Annotated in this window: 19 protein-coding genes and 1 other annotated feature; all 19 genes read left to right on the top strand. The window is 47.6% G+C overall.

Translation table 11 applies throughout. The features are described from left to right. Positions 1-17 precede the first annotated feature (17 nt). The 19 genes from secE (at position 18) to rplB (ending at position 19,858) form a co-directional block, all read left to right on the top strand. Entirely contained in the window at positions 18-188 is a 171-nt protein-coding gene (gene secE, locus AC5LIL_RS00560; RefSeq protein WP_074032412.1) for a preprotein translocase subunit SecE, read from the top strand. A gap of 16 nt (positions 189-204) precedes the next feature. Then, on the top strand, positions 205-756 hold the full coding sequence (gene nusG, locus AC5LIL_RS00565) for a transcription termination/antitermination protein NusG (protein WP_499824551.1): 552 nt from the start codon (positions 205-207) through the stop codon (positions 754-756). Between the two features lie 147 nt (positions 757-903). Then, the gene (rplK, locus tag AC5LIL_RS00570) at positions 904-1,329 is read left to right on the top strand and encodes a 50S ribosomal protein L11 (protein WP_012727690.1); all 426 of its coding nucleotides are present in this window, start codon (positions 904-906) and stop codon (positions 1,327-1,329) included. Between the two features lie 94 nt (positions 1,330-1,423). Beyond that, entirely contained in the window at positions 1,424-2,110 is a 687-nt protein-coding gene (rplA, locus tag AC5LIL_RS00575) for a 50S ribosomal protein L1 (RefSeq protein ID WP_074032415.1), read from the top strand. Positions 2,111-2,169: 59 nt separating this feature from the next. Next, positions 2,170-2,323, top strand: a sequence feature (ribosomal protein L10 leader region). Between the two features lie 44 nt (positions 2,324-2,367). Beyond that, on the top strand, positions 2,368-2,874 hold the full coding sequence (gene rplJ / locus AC5LIL_RS00580; protein WP_074032418.1) for a 50S ribosomal protein L10: 507 nt from the start codon (positions 2,368-2,370) through the stop codon (positions 2,872-2,874). A gap of 61 nt (positions 2,875-2,935) precedes the next feature. Then, complete coding sequence (gene rplL, locus AC5LIL_RS00585; protein WP_074032420.1) at positions 2,936-3,304, top strand: 50S ribosomal protein L7/L12; 369 nt, start codon at positions 2,936-2,938, stop codon at positions 3,302-3,304. Between the two features lie 79 nt (positions 3,305-3,383). Beyond that, positions 3,384-3,980, top strand: a complete 597-nt coding sequence (locus tag AC5LIL_RS00590) for a class I SAM-dependent methyltransferase (RefSeq protein ID WP_074032423.1) — start codon at positions 3,384-3,386, stop codon at positions 3,978-3,980. A 193-nt stretch (positions 3,981-4,173) separates the two neighbouring features. Then, the gene (gene rpoB, locus AC5LIL_RS00595) at positions 4,174-7,722 is read left to right on the top strand and encodes a DNA-directed RNA polymerase subunit beta (protein ID WP_074032498.1); all 3,549 of its coding nucleotides are present in this window, start codon (positions 4,174-4,176) and stop codon (positions 7,720-7,722) included. Between the two features lie 22 nt (positions 7,723-7,744). Continuing rightward, the gene (gene rpoC / locus AC5LIL_RS00600; RefSeq protein ID WP_499824553.1) at positions 7,745-11,344 is read left to right on the top strand and encodes a DNA-directed RNA polymerase subunit beta'; all 3,600 of its coding nucleotides are present in this window, start codon (positions 7,745-7,747) and stop codon (positions 11,342-11,344) included. 290 nt (positions 11,345-11,634) lie between these two features. After that, the gene (rpsL, locus tag AC5LIL_RS00605) at positions 11,635-12,057 is read left to right on the top strand and encodes a 30S ribosomal protein S12 (protein ID WP_012727683.1); all 423 of its coding nucleotides are present in this window, start codon (positions 11,635-11,637) and stop codon (positions 12,055-12,057) included. 48 nt (positions 12,058-12,105) lie between these two features. Continuing rightward, positions 12,106-12,573, top strand: coding sequence for a 30S ribosomal protein S7 (gene rpsG, locus AC5LIL_RS00610; RefSeq protein WP_012727682.1), 468 nt, complete (start codon positions 12,106-12,108; stop codon positions 12,571-12,573). A gap of 112 nt (positions 12,574-12,685) precedes the next feature. Beyond that, positions 12,686-14,764 (top strand): elongation factor G, encoded by a 2,079-nt coding sequence (fusA, locus tag AC5LIL_RS00615; protein ID WP_214697122.1) that lies wholly within the window; start codon positions 12,686-12,688, stop codon positions 14,762-14,764. Positions 14,765-14,879: 115 nt separating this feature from the next. Then, complete coding sequence (gene tuf, locus AC5LIL_RS00620; protein WP_214697124.1) at positions 14,880-16,067, top strand: elongation factor Tu; 1,188 nt, start codon at positions 14,880-14,882, stop codon at positions 16,065-16,067. Between the two features lie 108 nt (positions 16,068-16,175). Beyond that, entirely contained in the window at positions 16,176-16,685 is a 510-nt protein-coding gene (locus tag AC5LIL_RS00625) for a hypothetical protein (protein WP_214786176.1), read from the top strand. A 377-nt stretch (positions 16,686-17,062) separates the two neighbouring features. Further along, a complete protein-coding gene (gene rpsJ, locus AC5LIL_RS00630) occupies positions 17,063-17,371 on the top strand; it encodes a 30S ribosomal protein S10 (RefSeq protein WP_074032438.1) in 309 nt (102 codons plus the stop codon). 62 nt (positions 17,372-17,433) lie between these two features. Continuing rightward, the gene (gene rplC / locus AC5LIL_RS00635; RefSeq protein ID WP_074032441.1) at positions 17,434-18,060 is read left to right on the top strand and encodes a 50S ribosomal protein L3; all 627 of its coding nucleotides are present in this window, start codon (positions 17,434-17,436) and stop codon (positions 18,058-18,060) included. Between the two features lie 28 nt (positions 18,061-18,088). After that, positions 18,089-18,712, top strand: coding sequence for a 50S ribosomal protein L4 (rplD, locus tag AC5LIL_RS00640; protein WP_012727676.1), 624 nt, complete (start codon positions 18,089-18,091; stop codon positions 18,710-18,712). After that, a complete protein-coding gene (gene rplW, locus AC5LIL_RS00645; RefSeq protein WP_026824834.1) occupies positions 18,712-18,993 on the top strand; it encodes a 50S ribosomal protein L23 in 282 nt (93 codons plus the stop codon). Before rplD ends, rplW begins: the two co-directional genes overlap by 1 nt. Positions 18,994-19,027: 34 nt before the next feature. Continuing rightward, a complete protein-coding gene (gene rplB, locus AC5LIL_RS00650; RefSeq protein WP_012727674.1) occupies positions 19,028-19,858 on the top strand; it encodes a 50S ribosomal protein L2 in 831 nt (276 codons plus the stop codon). The last annotated feature ends 50 nt before the right edge of the window (positions 19,859-19,908 follow it).

Below are 19,908 nucleotides of genomic sequence, written 5' to 3' on the forward strand. Positions count from 1 at the left end.
TGTAGGAGGAAGCTACCATGAACTTTTTGCGCGACGTATGGAAAGAGTTGAAAAAAACGAGTTGGCCAACTCGTAAAGAGCTCACGAAATATACCGTTACCGTCATCGCGACTGTTGTCGTGATTGGCCTGTTCGTGTTCGGCGTAGATACTGGAGTCAGCTATCTCGTCAATTTATTGATTAACTAAGGAAGAGGTGAAAGTCGTGGAGAAACAATGGTTTGTTGTCCAGACGTACTCAGGGTTTGAGAATAACGTCAAAGAAAACCTAGAACGTCGAATCGGTTCGATGAACATGGAAGATAAAATTTTCCGCGTCCTCGTCCCGACCGAAACGACGCAAGAAGAAGTCACATTAAAGAGTGGCGAAAAGAAAATTAAAGAGCGTGAAGTCAAAAGTTTCCCGGGCTATGTGTTCGTAGAGATGGTCATGACTGACGATTCATGGTATGTTGTCCGCAACACGCCTAACGTCACCGGCTTCCTCGGTTCAACGGGCGGCGGTGCAAAACCGATCCCACTCCAACCGGACGAAGTGACAAACGTCTTGTCACAAATGGGACTCATCGAGAAGAAAGATCGTTACAACTACGAGCTCGGTGACCTTGTCCGCGTGAAAGAAGGCGCGTTCGAGAACTTTGAGGGGACAGTCGACGAGATTGAAGCCGATAAAGAGAAGCTCAAAGTCGTGGTCGACATGTTCGGTCGCGAAACAAAAATTGAGCTTGATTTCGAACAAGTTCAGAAAATTAACTAAACCCACTTGCTAATCCGTGAAACGGATGGTACAATCGAAAATGTTTGATGTTGTGCTATATTTCGGTACAAACTCGACCTAATAGATTGAGTGGGAGGGCGCACAACGTCCAAGAAACCACATTTTAGACTTAAGGAGGTGTGTCTCGTGGCGAAAAAAGTTTCTAAACTCGTTAAACTTCAAATCCCAGCTGGTAAAGCTAACCCAGCACCACCAGTAGGTCCAGCACTTGGTCAAGCAGGTGTTAACATCATGGGATTCTGTAAAGAGTTCAACGCTCGTACACAAGACCAAGCCGGATTGATTATTCCTGTAGTCATCACGGTATACGAAGATCGTTCGTTTACATTTATTACGAAAACTCCACCAGCTGCAGTTCTTTTGAAGAAAGCTGCTGGTATCGAGAGTGGTTCTGGTGAACCAAACCGTAAGAAAGTAGCAACGGTTAAGCGTGACAAAGTTCGCGAAATCGCTGAACTTAAAATGCCTGACCTTAACGCATCATCTGTAGAAACAGCGATGCTTATGGTTGAAGGTACTGCACGTAGTATGGGTATTGTAATCGAAGACTAATTGTTAGTCTCTGGGGTTGTCGGTGAATACTGCTCACCTTCAATCCCTTCATTATGTGGGAGGAAATTCCGCTAACCACAAGGAGGAAAAGATCATGGGTAAAAAACACCAAGAAGCAGCTAAGCTTGTTGACCGCACGAAGTCATACGACCTCGCTGAAGCTGTCGAGCTCGTTCAAAAAACAGCTACTGCTAAATTCGATGAAACAATCGAAGTTGCTGTCCGTCTCGGCGTAGATCCGAAGAAAGCAGACCAACAAATCCGTGGTGCCGTTGTACTTCCACACGGTACTGGTAAAACACAAAAAGTTCTCGTCTTCGCAAAAGGTGAGAAAGTGAAAGAAGCGGAAGCTGCTGGCGCAGACTACGTTGGCGACGCTGAGTACATCAACAAAATCCAACAAGGATGGTTCGACTTCGATGTAATCGTTGCGACACCTGACATGATGGGTGAAGTTGGTAAACTTGGTCGTGTTCTCGGACCTAAAGGCCTCATGCCTAACCCGAAAACAGGAACAGTTACTTTTGACGTAGAAAAAGCAATCGCGGATATCAAAGCTGGTAAAGTTGAATACCGTGTTGATAAAGCTGGTAACATCCACGTTCCAGTTGGTAAGAAATCATTTGAAGCATCTAAACTTACTGAGAACATCGAGACAATCCTCGAAACACTCATGAAAGTGAAGCCTGCTACTGCAAAAGGAACTTACCTTAAAAACATCGCGCTTTCATCTACAATGGGTCCTGGGATCCGTGTAGCGACTGCGGATTTCCTTAAGTAATCTTGTTGAAATAAATTGTTGACAACGTGTGACGCCGCTGTTAAAGTAATACACGTTCAACCGAATATGTTGGATTACCGTAGACAGAAGGTGGACATCGGTCCGTAAACCCTTCCGAGGTGTCTTTGCTCGAACTTGAGCCTGTTGTCACAGGTTTACTTTCAAACAATTACGCCCTCGTATGTCTTCATACGAGGGATTTCTTTTGGAGAGCAGCCTCTCGTCCGGTATAAGAATTGACTAGGAGGTGCAAACACATGGCAAACGAAAAAATCGTAGCTCAGAAATCGGCACTCGTCGATGAAATCGCTGAGAAAATGCAAGCGAGCGTTGGAACAGTTGTTGTTGACTACCGTGGACTTACAGTTGAAGAAGTGACTACACTCCGTAAATCACTCCGTGACGCTGGAATCGAGTTCAAAGTTTACAAGAACGGTCTTCTTCGCCGCGCAGCTACTCAGTCGAACTTCGAAGGTCTTGACGAAGTCTTCACTGGTCCTACAGCAATCGCCTTCTCTAACGAAGACGTTGTTGCTCCAGCGAAGATCTTGAACGACTTCTCGAAAGAGCACAAAGCGCTCGAACTTAAAGGCGGAATCATCGAAGGTAAAGTTTCTTCACTCGAAGAAATCAAAGCCCTTGCAGAACTTCCATCACGCGATGGTCTTCTCTCGATGCTTCTCAGCGTACTTCAAGCTCCAATCCGTGGGCTCGCAGTCGCAACAAATGCAATCGCAGAACAAAAAGAAGAGCAATCAGCTTAATTTTTGTCGCGTAGCGTAACTCAAAAAAACTTTTTCACAACATCAAAGGAGGAAAACCATAATGGCTTTCAACAAAGAGCAATTCATCGAAGACCTCAAATCAATGACGGTTCTCGAACTTAACGAACTCGTAAAAACAATCGAAGAAGAATTCGGCGTATCAGCAGCAGCTCCAGTAGCAGTTGCAGGTGCTGGCGCAGGCGCAGCAGCTGAAGAGAAAACTGAATTCGACGTAGTACTCACAAACGCTGGCGCTGGTAAAATCAACGTCATCAAAGCTGTTCGTGAAATCACAGGTCTCGGCCTTAAAGAAGCAAAAGCACTCGTTGACGGAACTCCAGCTCCAGTCAAAGAAGGCGTTTCTAAAGAAGACGCTGAGTCAATCAAAGCTAAGCTTGAAGAAGCTGGCGCATCTGTTGAAGTTAAGTAATTCAACTTCACAACCTATAGAAGCTCGCCATGGCGAGCTTCTTTTATTTCCTTGAAGAAAGGGTTAGGAGGTTCAACGCATGGGAGATCATTACTATACGAACGATCCACGTTCGGAAAGTGCCCCGGAGACATGGACGTACGAGTTGCGAGGGAAACAGTATCATTTCACTTCGGACCGCGGTGTGTTCTCGAAAGGATCAGTCGATTTTGGGTCGCGTCTTTTAATTGAGTCGTTTGAAGTGCCTGATGTCTCAGGACGTATTTTAGATGTAGGCTGTGGTTATGGTCCGATGGGGATCTCGCTTGCCGATGCCTCTGGGCGTGAAGCCTTGCTCATCGATGTGAATGAGCGTGCGCTGGCGCTCTCTGAGCAAAACGCCGCCCGTAATGGAGTGACGGTCGAAACACGACTTTCTCACGCGTATGACGCGGTGGGGGGAGAACGGTTTGCCGCCATTGTCACCAATCCGCCGATTCGTGCGGGGAAACAAGTCGTCCATACGATCTTGCGTGAAGCACATGCGCATTTGGTCGATGGAGGAGCAATCTATGTCGTCATTCAGAAAAAACAAGGAGCGCCTTCTGCTAAGAAGTTATTAGAAGAGGTGTTTGGTCAAGTCGAAACGATTGCGAAAGAAAAAGGTTACTTTATTTTCCGGGCAATTCGGTCTTGACAAACGGTGAAGTCTTGTTGACTCGCTATAACGTATATGCTAACATTATAAAATGCCATTGGAATGGAATTCGCTTGAAACTGCCGTGTCTGCTGCTTTTTAGAGACGGAAAACGAGCGACATTCAATGACAATGTTCGATTACTACGCCCGAAAAATTCGCTAAAGAATTGGGGGTCTGAGAGGTGAATCAGTTGACTGGTCAACTTGTTCAGTACGGTCGTCACCGTCAGAGAAGAAGCTTTGCCCGTATCAGTGAGGTATTAGAGCTTCCGAATTTGATTGAAATTCAAACTGCTTCTTATGAGTGGTTCTTGCGTGAAGGATTGAAGGAAATGTTCACGGACATTTCACCGATTTCCGACTTCACAGGAAACCTCGTATTGGAGTTCATCGATTACTCGCTCAGTGAGCCGAAATATTCAATCGATGAATCGAAGGAGCGCGACGTTACTTATTCTGCGCCACTTCGCGTAAAAGTACGTCTCCAAAACAAAGAGACAGGTGAGCTTAAGGAACAAGAAGTATTCATGGGGGATTTCCCGCTCATGACAGAATCGGGAACGTTTATCATTAATGGTGCAGAACGCGTCATCGTTTCCCAGCTTGTCCGTTCACCGAGCGTGTACTATAACGCTAAACTCGATAAAAACGGTAAACGTGGATTTGGCGCAACCGTCATCCCGAACCGTGGTGCTTGGCTCGAACTCGAGACAGATGCCAAAGATATCGTTTATGTTCGTATCGACCGTACCCGTAAAATCCCGGTAACGGTGTTGTTGCGTGCCCTCGGATTCGGTACGGACCAAGAGATTATCGACCTTCTCGGGGATGACGAATACCTTCGTAACACCCTTGAAAAAGATAATACAGAGTCTACAGAGAAAGCGTTGATCGAGATTTATGAGCGTCTCCGCCCTGGTGAACCACCAACGGTAGAAAATGCGAAATCACTTCTTGTGTCACGTTTCTTCGACCCGAAACGTTATGACTTAGCGAACGTCGGTCGCTACAAGATGAACAAAAAGCTTCATCTTAAGAACCGTTTGTTCGGTCAAAAATTGGCGGAAACGCTCGTGGACCCAGAGACAGGCGAAGTACTCGCTGAAGCCGGAACAGTCCTCGACCGCCGCAACTTAGATCGTATCCTCCCACACTTGGAGAGCGGCCTCGGTTATGTCGATGCGGAACCAACTGGTGGTGTCGCTGAAGGTGAGCCGTTCGGTCTTCAATCAATCAAAGTCATCTCACCAGATGACCCAGATGGAGAGCGTGTCTTGAACATCATCGGAAATGGCAATATCGACCGTAGTATTAAACATATTACGCCGGCTGATATTATCGCTTCAATCAACTACTTCTTCAACTTACTTCACGAAGTCGGAACAACAGATGACATCGACCACTTAGGAAACCGTCGTCTTCGTTCAGTCGGAGAACTTCTCCAAAACCAATTCCGTATCGGGCTTTCTCGTATGGAACGTGTCGTAAAAGAACGTATGTCGATTCAAGATCAAAACGCGATCACACCGCAGGCGCTTATCAACATCCGCCCGGTTATCGCATCACTGAAAGAGTTCTTCGGTAGCTCGCAATTGTCACAGTTCATGGACCAGACGAACCCACTCGCTGAGTTGACGCACAAACGTCGTCTCTCTGCACTTGGACCGGGTGGTTTGACACGTGAGCGTGCTGGTTTCGAAGTTCGAGACGTTCACTATTCGCACTACGGTCGGATGTGTCCAATCGAAACACCAGAGGGACCGAACATCGGACTCATCAACTCACTCTCGTCTTATGCGAAAGTGAACGAGTACGGTTTCATCGAAGCGCCGTATCGTCGCGTTGACCCGGAAACAGGTCTTATCACTGGCGATATCCAATATATGACGGCTGATGAGGAAGACCTCTATGTCGTCGCACAGGCGAACATGCCGCTCACAGAAGACGGTCACTTTGCAGACGAACAAGTTCTTTGCCGCTTCCGCGGACAAAACTTGTCAGTTGAGCCAAGCCGAGTCGATTACATGGACGTTTCGCCGAAACAGGTTGTTTCTGCCGCGACAGCATGTATCCCGTTCCTTGAGAACGATGACTCGAACCGTGCCCTCATGGGAGCGAACATGCAACGTCAAGCAGTACCGCTTCTCCAACCAGATTCACCGATCGTCGGTACTGGAATGGAGTACGTGTCTGCGAAAGACTCTGGGGCAGCAATCGTTGCGAAATACCCAGGTGTCGTTGAGCGTGTCACAGCGCGTGAAATCTTGATCCGTCGTACGTCTGACGTTAACGGTTCTGAGGTTTCAGGTGATTTAGACCGCTACAAACTTCAAAAATATGTCCGTTCTAACCAAGGGACATGCTACAACCAAAAACCAATCATCGCAGCTGGCGACCGTGTCGAAAAAGGAGAAATCCTTGCAGACGGTCCGTCGATGGATATGGGTGAGCTCGCGCTCGGCCGTAACGTCGTCGTTGCCTTCATGACATGGGATGGTTACAACTATGAGGATGCGATCATCATGAGTGAGCGTCTCGTGAAAGATGACGTGTACACATCGATTCATATCGAAGAGTACGAGTCAGAGTCACGCGACACGAAACTCGGACCAGAGGAAATCACACGTGATATTCCAAACGTTGGAGATGACGCGCTTCGTAACTTGGACGATCGTGGAATTATCCGCATCGGAGCTGAAGTTAAAGATGGCGATATCCTCGTCGGTAAAGTAACACCGAAGGGAGTTACAGAATTGACGGCGGAAGAGCGTCTCTTGCACGCAATCTTCGGTGAGAAGGCGCGTGAAGTACGTGATACGTCACTTCGTGTACCAAACGGTGGAGACGGAATCATCTTGGATGTCAAAGTGTTCGACCGTGAAAACGGCGACGAGTTGTCTCCAGGCGTCAACCAGATGGTACGTGTCTATATCGTTCAAAAACGTAAGATTCACGAAGGGGATAAGATGGCGGGACGTCACGGTAACAAAGGTGTTATCTCGCGGATCCTCCCTGAAGAAGATATGCCATACATGCCAGACGGTACACCGGTTGACATCATGCTCAACCCGCTTGGGGTACCATCTCGTATGAACATCGGTCAGGTTCTTGAACTTCACTTAGGAATGGCGGCGAAGAAGCTCGGCATCAAAGTGGCGACACCTGTATTCGATGGAGCGCGTGAGGAAGACGTATGGGCAACGATTGAAGAGGCTGGTATGGATAAAGATGCGAAGACGCGTCTCTATGACGGTCGTACGGGTGAACCGTTCGATAACCGTGTCTCTGTCGGTGTCATGTACATGATCAAACTCGCGCACATGGTTGATGATAAACTTCACGCTCGTTCGACTGGACCATACTCACTCGTTACGCAACAACCGCTCGGTGGTAAAGCACAGTTTGGTGGTCAGCGCTTCGGGGAGATGGAAGTTTGGGCTCTTGAAGCGTACGGCGCAGCCTACACGCTCCAAGAAATCTTGACAATCAAGTCGGATGACACGGTTGGTCGTGTGAAAGCATACGAGGCCATCGTGAAAGGCGAGAGCGTTCCGAAAGCGGGCGTTCCTGAATCATTCCGCGTCTTGATCAAAGAGCTTCAAGCGCTCGGTATGGAAGTCAAGATGATGTCAGCGGATGATGAAGAAGTCGAAATGAAAGATGAAGATGACGACAACATCCCGAACGCAACATCGGCGTTAGAACAAGTCGTTCAACCGACTGTTACGGAAGAGGAATAAGGCGAAAAGGGAGGTCGGCCCCTTGGTAGATGTTAATCGATTTGAATATATGAAAATCGGCTTGGCTTCATCAGAGAAGATCCGTTCGTGGTCTTACGGTGAAGTCAAAAAGCCGGAAACGATCAACTATCGTACACTTAAACCAGAGAAGGACGGATTATTCTGTGAACGAATCTTCGGTCCTACGAAAGACTGGGAATGTTACTGTGGGAAGTACAAACGTATCCGTTATAAAGGAGTCATTTGTGACCGCTGTGGCGTTGAAGTGACGAAAGCGAAAGTGCGTCGCGAGCGAATGGGCCATATCGAGCTCGCGGCACCAGTTTCGCACATCTGGTACTTCAAAGGGATTCCAAGCCGCATGGGGCTTGTTCTCGATATGTCACCACGTGCACTTGAAGAAGTGATTTACTTCGCTTCTTACGTAGTTACAGAGCCAGGTGATACACCGCTCGAGAAGAAACAACTTCTCTCGGAAAAAGAATTCCGTCTCTATCGTGAAAAATACGGTAGTGACTTCAAAGCAGACATGGGTGCTGAAGCCATCCGTACACTCCTTCAAGACGTCAATCTTGAAAAAGAAGTGGCTGAGCTTCGTGAAGAGTTGAAAACTGTCCAAGGCCAACGTCGTACACGTGCGATTAAGCGTTTGGAAGTTCTAGATGCGTTCTTCACATCAGGGAACAATCCGGATTGGATGATCCTTGAAGTACTTCCTGTCATCCCACCAGAGCTTCGCCCAATGGTACAGCTCGACGGTGGACGCTTTGCGACATCTGACTTGAACGACTTGTATCGTCGAGTCATCAACCGTAACAACCGTCTCAAACGTTTGCTCGACCTCGGCGCGCCGAACATCATCGTGCAAAACGAGAAGCGTATGCTTCAAGAAGCGGTTGACGCCCTCATCGACAACGGTCGTCGTGGTCGTCCGGTAACAGGTCCTGGTAACCGTCCGCTCAAATCACTTTCACACATGTTGAAAGGGAAACAAGGTCGCTTCCGTCAAAACCTTCTTGGTAAACGGGTCGACTACTCAGGACGTTCGGTTATCGTCGTCGGACCGAACTTGAAGATGTATCAGTGTGGTCTTCCAAAAGAGATGGCACTTGAGCTCTTCAAACCGTTCGTGATGAAAGAGCTTGTCGGTCGTGGCATCGCTTCGAACATCAAGAACGCAAAACGCAAAATCGAGAAGATGCAACCTGAAATCTGGGGCGTCCTTGAAGAAGTCATCCGTGAGCATCCAGTTCTCTTGAACCGTGCCCCGACACTTCACCGTCTTGGTATTCAAGCATTCGAACCGATTCTTGTTGAAGGTCGTGCGATTCGCCTTCACCCACTCGTATGTACGGCTTATAACGCCGACTTCGATGGTGACCAAATGGCCGTCCACGTTCCGCTTTCTGCAGAAGCACAAGCGGAAGCACGCCTTCTCATGCTCGCTGCACAGAACATCTTGAACCCGAAAGACGGGAAACCGGTTGTTACACCATCGCAGGATATGGTCCTCGGTAACTACTACATCTCACTCGAACGTGAAGATGCCGTCGGTCAAGGGAAAGTGTTCTCGAACGTCAACGAGGCGTTGATCGCTTACCAAAACGGATATGTCCACTTGCACTCGCGTGTGGCACTTCCGGCACGTACGCTCAACAACCCGACGTTCACAGACGAACAGAACGAGAAATTGCTCATTACGACTGTTGGTAAGATGATCTTCAACGAGATCTTGCCAAACACGTTCCCATACTTGAACGAGCCGACGATGGAAAACTTGCAGGAAGCAACTCCTGATAAGTACTTCATCGACAAAGGGGCGAACGTTGCAGAAGAAATCGCATCACGTCCAATTATCGACCCGTTCAAAAAAGGATTCCTTGGAAAAGTCATCGCGGAAGTGTTCCAGAAGTTTGAAACGACTGAAACAAGCCGCATGCTTGACCGCATGAAAGATCTCGGCTTCAAACACTCGACGAAAGCCGGTGTGACAGTTGGGATCGCCGACATCATCGTACTTCCGGATAAACAGGAAATCTTGGATGAGGCGCAGAAACAAGTCGACCAAATCATGAAGTCGTTCCGTCGTGGTCTCATCACAGAAGATGAGCGTTACGAGCGCGTTGTACGTGCTTGGAACGAAGCGAAGGATGAAATTCAATCTCGATTGATGAAATCCCTCAACCGCTTGAACCCGATCTTCATGATGTCTGACTCTGGTGCCCGTGGTAACGCATCTAACTTTACGCAGCTTGCGGGTATGCGTGGTTTGATGGCCGCTCCATCTGGTCGCATCATCGAACTTCCAATCAAATCGTCGTTCCGTGAAGGTCTGACGGTTCAAGAGTACTTCATCTCGACTCACGGGGCTCGTAAAGGTCTTGCCGATACAGCCTTGAAGACAGCTGACTCAGGTTACTTGACGCGTCGTCTCGTTGACGTTGCGCAAGATGTCATCATCCGTGAAGAAGATTGTGGAACAGACCGCGGGATCCGCGTATCTGCACTCCGCGAAGGTACGGAAGAAATCGAAAACTTGTACGACCGTCTCGTCGGACGTACATCGTTTGAAACAGTCACACACCCTGAAACGGGCGAAGTGTTGGTTGATAAGAATGAATTGATCACAGAAGACATCGCACGCGTCATCGTTGATGCGGGTGTCGAGCAAGTAGAAATCCGTACAGCCTTCACATGTAACACGTCACACGGCGTATGTAAGAAGTGTTACGGACGTAACTTGGCTACTGGATCAAACGTTGAAGTCGGGGAAGCCGTCGGTATCATCGCCGCACAATCAATCGGTGAGCCAGGAACGCAGCTTACAATGCGTACCTTCCACACAGGTGGGGTTGCCGGAGACGATATCACACAAGGTCTTCCACGTATCCAAGAGGTATTCGAAGCCCGTAACCCGAAAGGTCAAGCGGTCATCTCGGAAATCTCTGGTACGGTCATCGACTTCACGGAATCGCGTGACAAGCGTGAACTCACAGTCGAAGGATTCAGTGAAACACGTTCTTACACGATTCCATTCGGAGCGCGTCTCCGTGTTCAAATCGGCGATACAGTAGAAGCCGGTGAAGTCTTCACGGAAGGTTCGATCGATCCGAAAGAATTGCTCGCCGTCCGTGGTGTATCTGGTGTTCAGAACTATCTTCTCCAAGAAGTTCAAAAAGTATACCGGATGCAAGGGGTAGAAATTGGTGACAAGCACGTTGAGGTTATGGTTCGCCAAATGCTTCGTCGTGTCAAAGTCATCGAGTCTGGTGACACACCACTTCTCCCAGGTTCACTTGTCGACATCAGCGTCTTCAAAGAAGCGTGTAAAGATGCGATTCGTGACGGAAAACACCCAGCGACTGCAAAACCAGTCCTTCTCGGGATCACGAAAGCATCGCTTGAGACAGATTCGTTCCTCTCAGCGGCTTCGTTCCAAGAAACGACTCGTGTCTTGACAGATGCGGCAATCAAAGGGAAACGCGACTATCTCCTCGGACTCAAAGAGAACGTCATCATCGGTAAACTCGTTCCAGCTGGTACTGGAATGGCTGTCTACCGCGATGTCGAACTTAAAGAAGATGAGGCGCCAGTTGCACTCGAAGATACAACCGTCGAGTAAAATACGTCTTGACAGCGCAGGTTGGCGGTGCTACTATGATTTAGTGCCGCCAATCGGTTGTTGTCGATGACAACGATGTCCAGCAGTCGGCAAGCTACTTGGACGTCCATCCGAACTTTCTACGGGAAGGTTTGGCTGCTACAATTGCCACTTTCAAGGTATAACTCACGTTTTTGCGAGGTCATGGAATGCCTACGCCTCGTAAAAGCGTTTCGTTATGACCTTAAATGAACCACCCGGGTCGGTGGGACTAGAAAATAGCAACATTCAGGAAGGGAGGATCTTCAAAGATGCCTACTATTAACCAGTTAGTCCGTAAAGGACGTAAATCGAAAGTCGTTAAATCTGACTCTCCAGCACTTAACAAAGGTTACAACAGTTTCATCAAGTCACAAACAAACGTGAGCTCACCACAAAAACGTGGTGTTTGTACACGTGTTGGTACAATGACTCCGAAGAAACCGAACTCGGCGCTTCGTAAGTATGCTCGTGTTCGTTTGACTAACCAAATCGAAGTGACTGCGTACATTCCAGGTATTGGCCACAACCTTCAAGAGCACAGCGTTGTTCTTATCCGTGGAGGACGTGTAAAAGACTTACCAGGGGTACGTTACCACATCGTTCGTGGTGCGCTTGACACTGCAGGTGTTGATGGACGTATGCAAGGCCGTTCTAAATACGGTACGAAGCGTCCGAAAGCTGCGAAGAAGTAATTCTCGCTAACTAAAATACAATTGAAATTTTGAAAGGAGGGTACTCGGATGCGTAAAAACCGTGCAGAACGTCGTGACGTTATCGCAGATCCGATCTACAACTCGAAATTGGTAACTCGCCTCATTAACCGTGTCATGTTAGACGGTAAAAAAGGTACAGCTCAAACTATCATTTACAACGCATTTGGCATCATCGCTGAACGCTCAGGCAAAGAGCCTATGGAAGTGTTCGAAGAAGCAATGAACAACATCATGCCTGTACTTGAAGTTAAAGCACGCCGTGTAGGTGGAGCTAACTACCAAGTTCCTGTTGAAGTTCGTCCAGAGCGCCGTACAACACTTGGTCTTCGTTACCTCGTGAACTACGCTCGTCTCCGCAACGAAAAAACGATGGAGCAACGTATCGCGAACGAAATCATGGATGCAGCCAACAACACTGGTGCGTCTGTTAAGAAACGCGAAGACATGCATAAGATGGCAGAAGCAAACAAAGCGTTTGCTCACTATCGTTGGTAATTTAATCGTAAAGTCCACTCCGCCAAGCATGGCTTAACGGAGTGGCTTTCGGGTATAATCATATCGTGTGCGCGCACACGAAAATCAAACATGCGGAAGGAGAATACCCAGTATGGCAAGAGAATTCTCCCTAAAGAATACTCGTAACATCGGAATCATGGCTCACATCGATGCCGGTAAAACGACAACAACTGAACGTATTCTTTATTACACAGGTCGTATCCACAAAATTGGTGAAACGCACGAAGGTGCTTCACAAATGGACTGGATGGAGCAGGAGCAAGAGCGTGGAATCACGATCACTTCAGCTGCGACAACTGCACAGTGGAATGGCCACCGTGTAAACATCATCGATACACCTGGACACGTAGACTTCACAGTAGAAGTTGAACGTTCACTCCGTGTACTTGATGGTGCTGTTGCTGTACTTGACGCTCAGTCAGGTGTAGAACCACAAACTGAAACTGTATGGCGTCAAGCGACGACATATGGTGTACCACGTGTCGTATTCGTCAACAAGATGGATAAAATCGGCGCAGACTTCTTGTACTCTGTGAAGACGCTCCACGATCGTCTTCAAGCGAACGCTTACGCGATCCAACTCCCAATCGGAGCAGAGGACGATTTCAAAGGGATCATCGATCTCGTTGAAATGAAGACTTACATGTACAACAACGACCTCGGTACTGACATCGAAGTAACAGATGGCTTCCCAGCTGACATGGCTGACCAAGCTGAAGAACTTCGCGGTCAATTGATCGAAGGTGTTGCTGACTTCAACGAAGAGTTGATGATGAAGTACCTTGAAGGTGAAGAGATTTCAATCGATGAATTGAAAGCTGCAATCCGTCAAGCGACACTTAGCGTTGAATTCTACCCTGTACTCGTTGGTTCTGCCTTCAAGAACAAAGGTGTTCAGCTCATGCTTAACGCCGTTGTTGATTACCTCCCATCACCAGTTGATGTTGAGTCAATCAAAGGGATCAACCTCGATACAGAAGAAGAAATCACACGTGAGCCTTCTGACGAAGCTCCATTCTCAGCACTTGCGTTCAAAGTTATGACTGACCCTTACGTCGGTAAATTGACGTTCTTCCGCGTGTACTCTGGTACAGCTGAAGCAGGATCATACGTGAAGAACTCGACTAAAGGGAAGCGTGAGCGTCTCGGTCGTATCCTTCAAATGCACGCAAACAGCCGTGAAGAGATTCCAATGGTATACGCTGGTGACATCGCCGCTGCTGTTGGTTTCAAAGACACGACTACTGGTGACACGCTTTGCACAGAGAAAGATAACATCGTTCTCGAGTCAATGACGTTCCCAGAACCAGTTATCTCGGTTGCAATCGAGCCTAAATCGAAAGCAGACCAAGATAAGATGGGTCAAGCTCTTGCGAAACTCGCAGAAGAGGATCCAACATTCCGCACTGAAACAAACCCTGAGACTGGTCAAACGATCATCTCTGGTATGGGTGAGCTTCACCTTGATATCCTCGTTGACCGTATGCGTCGCGAATTCAAAGTAGAAGCTAACGTTGGTGCACCACAAGTTGCTTACCGTGAAACAATCCGTGGCGCTGCGAAGATCGATTCGAAATTCGTTCGTCAGTCTGGTGGACGCGGTCAGTACGGTCACGTTGTCGTAGAATTCGAGCCGAACGAAGAAGGCGCTGGATTCGAGTTCGAGAACAAGATCGTCGGTGGTGTTGTACCACGTGAATACGTCCCAGCTGTTCAAAACGGGATTGAAGAAGCTCTCGAAAACGGTATCCTCGCTGGTTACCCAGTAGTTGACGTTAAAGCTCGCCTCGTATTCGGATCGTACCACGATGTCGACTCGAACGAGATGGCGTTTAAAGTTGCTGCTTCGATGGCGGTTAAACAACTTAAGGACCAAGCGAAAGCTGTCATCCTTGAGCCAATGATGCGTGTTGAAGTTGTTATCCCTGAAGAATACATGGGTGACATCATGGGTGACGTAACGTCACGCCGTGGACGCGTAGAAGGTATGGAAGCTCGCGGTAACGCACAAGTCGTTAAAGCGATGATTCCACTTTCAGAAATGTTCGGTTACGCAACATCACTTCGTTCACGTACACAAGGACGTGGAACGTACTCGATGCACTTCGATCACTACGAAGAAGTACCGAAATCAATTGCTGAAGAAATCGTCAAAAAAGCGAACGGCTAATAACGGTTGTATCGCTAGATTGATTGTTGTAAGCTAAGGAGGACGTATGTTAAAAGTAACCTACGTCTTCCTAGTTAAATAAAAAACTAATCGTTTAATAGAGGAGGAATCTAGAATGGGTAAAGAAAAATTCGACCGTTCTAAACCGCACGTTAACGTTGGTACAATCGGCCACGTCGACCACGGTAAAACAACTTTGACTGCAGCAATCTCTGCTGTACTTTCACGTGCACAAGGTAAAACAGCTACTAAGTTTGACCAAATCGATGGTGCTCCAGAAGAGCGCGAGCGCGGTATCACAATCGCAACAGCTCACATCGAGTACGAAACTGACAAGCGTCACTACGCACACGTTGACTGCCCAGGACACGCTGACTATGTTAAAAACATGATCACTGGTGCTGCTCAAATGGACGGCGCGATCCTCGTTGTATCTGCAACAGATGGCCCAATGCCACAAACACGTGAGCACATCCTTCTTTCACGTCAAGTAGGTGTTCCTTACATCGTAGTCTTCATGAACAAAGTTGACATGGTAGACGACGAAGAGCTCCTCGAACTCGTTGAAATGGAAATCCGTGAACTTCTTTCTGAATACGACTTCCCAGGCGACGACCTCCCTGTAATCAAAGGTTCTGCACTTGGCGCACTTAACGGTGAAGCTCAGTGGGAAGAAAAAGTTATGGAACTCATGAACGCTGTTGATGAGTACATCCCAGAACCAGTTCGTGACACAGACAAAGACTTCATGATGCCTGTTGAGGACGTATTCTCAATCACTGGTCGTGGTACTGTAGCGACTGGTCGTGTTGAGCGTGGTGTTCTCCGCGTCAACGACGAGATCGAAATCGTTGGTCTTACAGAAGAAACTAAGAAAACTGTATGTACTGGTGTAGAGATGTTCCGTAAGCTTCTTGACTATGCTGAAGCTGGCGACAACATCGGTGCACTTCTCCGTGGTGTATCACGTGACGACATCGAGCGTGGACAAGTACTTGCTAAGCCAGGTTCAATCACACCACACTCAAAATTCAAAGCATCAATCTACGTTCTTTCTAAAGAAGAGGGTGGCCGTCACACGCCATTCTTCGCGAACTACCGCCCGCAGTTCTACTTCCGTACAACTGACGTAACAGGTATCGTTCACCTTCCAGAAGGTACTGAAATGGTAATGCCAGGAGACAACATCGAGTTGACGATCGAATTGATTTCTACAATCGCGATCGAAGACGGTACACGTTTCTCTATCCGTGAGGGTGGCCGTACTGTAGGTGCTGGTTCAGTAACAGAAATCATCGAGTAATCGATTGATTCAACTGAACAACTTCAAGCAGTCCGCAATATGCGGGCTGCTTTTTTGTGTTTCTGGATGAGCGTGGTAAGATGAAGCATACGAGAAAGGAGTGACGTCATGTTGAAACAATTAGAGACGATTTGTCGTTTGAATGGAATCGCATATCGTATCGGTGGTTCGCAACTATTAAAGCATCATGGCATTGTCGACGAAACGAATGACATTGATGTTTTCGTAGAGCCCGATCAGTTTGAACGGTTAGACCAGATTTTGAGTCGTGCCGGAGAGAAACAATCGACTGAACCACATGAGGCGTACTTGACGACGTACTTTGGGGAGTATGTTTTCGAGGGGACCGACGTGGATGTCATGTCCAGTTTTCGCATGAAGTGTACTGACGGCATCTATACACATCCTTATATAGAAGCAGAAGGGAACTGGATGCACCTCGAAGAATGGATTGTCCTTTATACAGTCATCGGTAGAGAGGATAAACTGACGCGTCTGGCTCGCTATTTTGAGACACACGATATAAATGAAGGGATTGTTCATGCATGTTTAAGAAGAGCCCCACAATCGGTCGTAGAAGGGGTAACGGAGCGATTTGGAGAGATGATGAAACGCTAGGTCGAGTTGACATGGGACTTCGTTTGAAAAATAGTTCAATAAAAGAATGAATTTTCTCTTGCAAAAGCTCGCGAATCTTGTTACATTAGGGAACGTTGAGCAACTCATCAGACAACCAGCAACTTCAAAAATCTAATCTTGCATTCCATGACCAGATTAGATATAATGATTAAGTGTTTGTGCGAGTGGTGAGAGACTTTACAGCAGAAAATGGGTCCAATCGTTGATTTGCAATGATCGGATGCCTCTGCTGACACAAGCACGCTGCGTTGAAGCGGGAGGTTATGACACGCCAGGCAGCATTGCCATGGCCGGTGTGGAAATTTCCGCGGAGAATTGTCTATTTTTAAAATAGGCGACAAAGGAGGGAAACAAACATGGCAAATGAAAAAATTCGTATTCGTTTAAAAGCATATGACCATCGCGTTCTCGATCAATCAGCTGAGAAGATCGTTGACACTGCGAAGCGTTCAGGTGCAAAGGTATCGGGTCCAATCCCGCTCCCAACTGAAAAATCGGTTTACACGATCCTTCGTGCGGTTCACAAGTACAAAGATGCTCGTGAGCAGTTCGAAATGCGTACACACAAACGCTTGATCGACATCGTAAACCCAACACCGAAAACAGTCGATTCGCTTATGCGTCTCGAGTTACCATCAGGTGTAGACATCGAAATCAAACTTTAATTCTTCATATAGTAGATACTAGCCAGAAGAGACAATTAATTATTTAACAGGAGGTGTATCTCATGGCTAAAGGAATCTTAGGAACAAAACTTGGTATGACTCAAATCTTCAACGAAGCAGGCGAAGTTGTACCGGTAACAGTAGTTGCTGTAGAAGGTAACGTCGTTCTTCAACTTAAAACAGTTGATACAGACGGTTACGAAGCAGTTCAACTTGGTTTCGGAGACATCAAAGAATCACGTCAAAACAAACCATCAAAAGGTCACGCTGCGAAAGCAAACGCGACACCTAAGCGCTTCATCAAAGAAGTTCGTACTTCAGTAGAAGGATACGAAATCGGTCAAGAGATTAAGGCAGACATTTTCGCTGCAGGTGAATTAGTAGACGTTACAGGTACATCGAAAGGTAAAGGATTCCAAGGTGCGATCAAGCGTCACGGACAATCACGTGGACCAATGGCTCACGGTTCGCGCTACCACCGTCGTCCTGGTTCGATGGGTCCTGTCGCTCCTAACCGCGTATTCAAAGGGAAACTTCTTCCTGGTCAAATGGGTGGAGAGCGTAAAACAATTCAAAACCTTGAAATCGTTAAAGTTGATGTGGAACGCGGCCTTCTCCTCGTGAAAGGTGCTATCCCAGGCGCTCGTAAATCGAACGTCATCATCAAATCAGCGGTCAAAGGTAACTAATTAACTGCACGGAAAGGAGGAATTACGAATGCCTAAAGTAGCTTTGCTTAACCAAACAGGTTCACAAGTTGGCGAAATCGAATTGGCAGAAGCCATCTTCGGAATCGAGCCAAACGAATCAGTACTTTACGACGCAATCGTCATGCAACAAGCATCACGCCGTCAAGGTACTCACGATACGAAAGGTCGCTCGGAAGTACGCGGTGGCGGCCGTAAACCATGGAAACAAAAGGGAACTGGTCGTGCGCGCCAAGGTTCTATCCGCTCACCACAATGGGTTGGTGGTGGTACAGTCTTCGGTCCAACACCACGTTCATACTCTTACAAACTTCCTAAGAAGGTTCGTCGTTTAGCACTTCTCTCGGCTCTTTCGTCGAAAGTACAAAACAACGAAATCATCGTCCTCGAAGGCCTTGCTTTCGATGCACCAAAAACAAAAGATATGGCTGCTGTACTCAACAGCTTATCAGTAGAACGTAAGGCTCTTGTAGTCACAGCGGACTACAATGAGACTATCGCTCTCGCAGCTCGTAACATCCCAGGAGTGACTGTGATCGACGCAGCAGGCGTAAACGTTCTTGACCTCGTTGCTAACGACAAAGTCATCTTCACTAAAGATGCGGTTGCGAAGGTAGAGGAGGTGCTTGCATAATGGCTCAAGCATACGATATCATCAAACGTCCGATCATCACTGAGCGTTCAGTTAGCCTCATGGAAGCTAACAAATACGTTTTCGAAATCGACGTAAAAGCGACTAAATCGCAAGTGAAACACGCTATCGAAACAATCTTCAATGTGAAAGTTGCTTCGGTAAACACAATGAACTACAAACCGAAAGCGAAACGTGTCGGTCGTCACGCTGGTTACACAGCTCGCCGTAAAAAAGCGATCGTAACTCTTGCAGAAGGCAACACAATCGACTTCCTCGGTTAATTAACTACCTTAGAAGAAAAGGAGGGAATCCTCGATGGCAATCAAAAAGTTTAAGCCGACCACTAACGGTCGTCGTAACATGACATCTCTCGACTTTGCAGAGATCACAACGAATCGCCCTGAAAAATCGTTAACTGAAAAGCTTTCGAAAAAAGGCGGACGTAACAACCAAGGTCGCTTGACTGTTCGTCACCAAGGTGGCGGTCACAAGCGTAAATACCGTATCATCGATTTCAAACGTAACAAAGATGGCGTTGCAGGACGCGTAGCAACGATCGAATACGATCCAAACCGTTCAGCAAACATCGCACTCATCAACTATGTAGATGGTGAGAAACGTTACATCCTCGCTCCTAAGGGCATCAAAGTAGGCATGGAAATCATGTCTGGTCCTGAAGCGGATATCAAAGTGGGGAACGCTCTTCCACTCGTAAACATCCCTGTCGGTACAACAATCCACAACATCGAGCTTAAGCCTGGTAAAGGCGGTCAGCTTGTTCGTGCGGCTGGTGCATCGGCACAAATCCAAGGACGTGACGGCAAGTACGTCATCGTTCGTCTTCAATCAGGTGAATCACGCTTGTTCCTCGGCACTTGCCGCGCGACAATCGGTTCAGTTGGTAACGAAGAACACGAACTCGTAAACATCGGTAAAGCAGGACGTTCACGTTGGTTAGGCAAACGCCCAACAGTACGTGGTTCTGTAATGAACCCGGTTGATCACCCACACGGTGGTGGTGAAGGTCGTGCGCCAATCGGTCGTTCGGGCCCACTTACTCCTTGGGGTAAACCAGCTCTTGGTCTTAAGACTCGTAAGAAAAACAAATCGAGCGACATGTACATCCTTCGTCGCCGTAAGAAATAATTACTACATGATTCTCGGGCGGTTCGAAAGGGCCGTTCCCGAATCATTCC

Source organism: Exiguobacterium sp. RM11 (genome assembly GCF_059821525.1).

What these genes read in the sequence shown, in the direction of transcription:
- secE (WP_074032412.1), top strand. Translation starts at nt 18, where the DNA reads ATGAACTTTTTGCGCGACGTATGGAAAGAGTTGAAAAAAACGAGTTGG.
- rplA (WP_074032415.1), top strand. Translation starts at nt 1,424, where the DNA reads ATGGGTAAAAAACACCAAGAAGCAGCTAAGCTTGTTGACCGCACGAAG.
- rplJ (WP_074032418.1), top strand. Translation starts at nt 2,368, where the DNA reads ATGGCAAACGAAAAAATCGTAGCTCAGAAATCGGCACTCGTCGATGAA.
- rplL (WP_074032420.1), top strand. Translation starts at nt 2,936, where the DNA reads ATGGCTTTCAACAAAGAGCAATTCATCGAAGACCTCAAATCAATGACG.
- AC5LIL_RS00590 (WP_074032423.1), top strand. Translation starts at nt 3,384, where the DNA reads ATGGGAGATCATTACTATACGAACGATCCACGTTCGGAAAGTGCCCCG.
- rpsL (WP_012727683.1), top strand. Translation starts at nt 11,635, where the DNA reads ATGCCTACTATTAACCAGTTAGTCCGTAAAGGACGTAAATCGAAAGTC.
- rpsG (WP_012727682.1), top strand. Translation starts at nt 12,106, where the DNA reads ATGCGTAAAAACCGTGCAGAACGTCGTGACGTTATCGCAGATCCGATC.
- fusA (WP_214697122.1), top strand. Translation starts at nt 12,686, where the DNA reads ATGGCAAGAGAATTCTCCCTAAAGAATACTCGTAACATCGGAATCATG.
- tuf (WP_214697124.1), top strand. Translation starts at nt 14,880, where the DNA reads ATGGGTAAAGAAAAATTCGACCGTTCTAAACCGCACGTTAACGTTGGT.
- AC5LIL_RS00625 (WP_214786176.1), top strand. Translation starts at nt 16,176, where the DNA reads ATGTTGAAACAATTAGAGACGATTTGTCGTTTGAATGGAATCGCATAT.
- rpsJ (WP_074032438.1), top strand. Translation starts at nt 17,063, where the DNA reads ATGGCAAATGAAAAAATTCGTATTCGTTTAAAAGCATATGACCATCGC.
- rplC (WP_074032441.1), top strand. Translation starts at nt 17,434, where the DNA reads ATGGCTAAAGGAATCTTAGGAACAAAACTTGGTATGACTCAAATCTTC.
- rplD (WP_012727676.1), top strand. Translation starts at nt 18,089, where the DNA reads ATGCCTAAAGTAGCTTTGCTTAACCAAACAGGTTCACAAGTTGGCGAA.
- rplW (WP_026824834.1), top strand. Translation starts at nt 18,712, where the DNA reads ATGGCTCAAGCATACGATATCATCAAACGTCCGATCATCACTGAGCGT.
- rplB (WP_012727674.1), top strand. Translation starts at nt 19,028, where the DNA reads ATGGCAATCAAAAAGTTTAAGCCGACCACTAACGGTCGTCGTAACATG.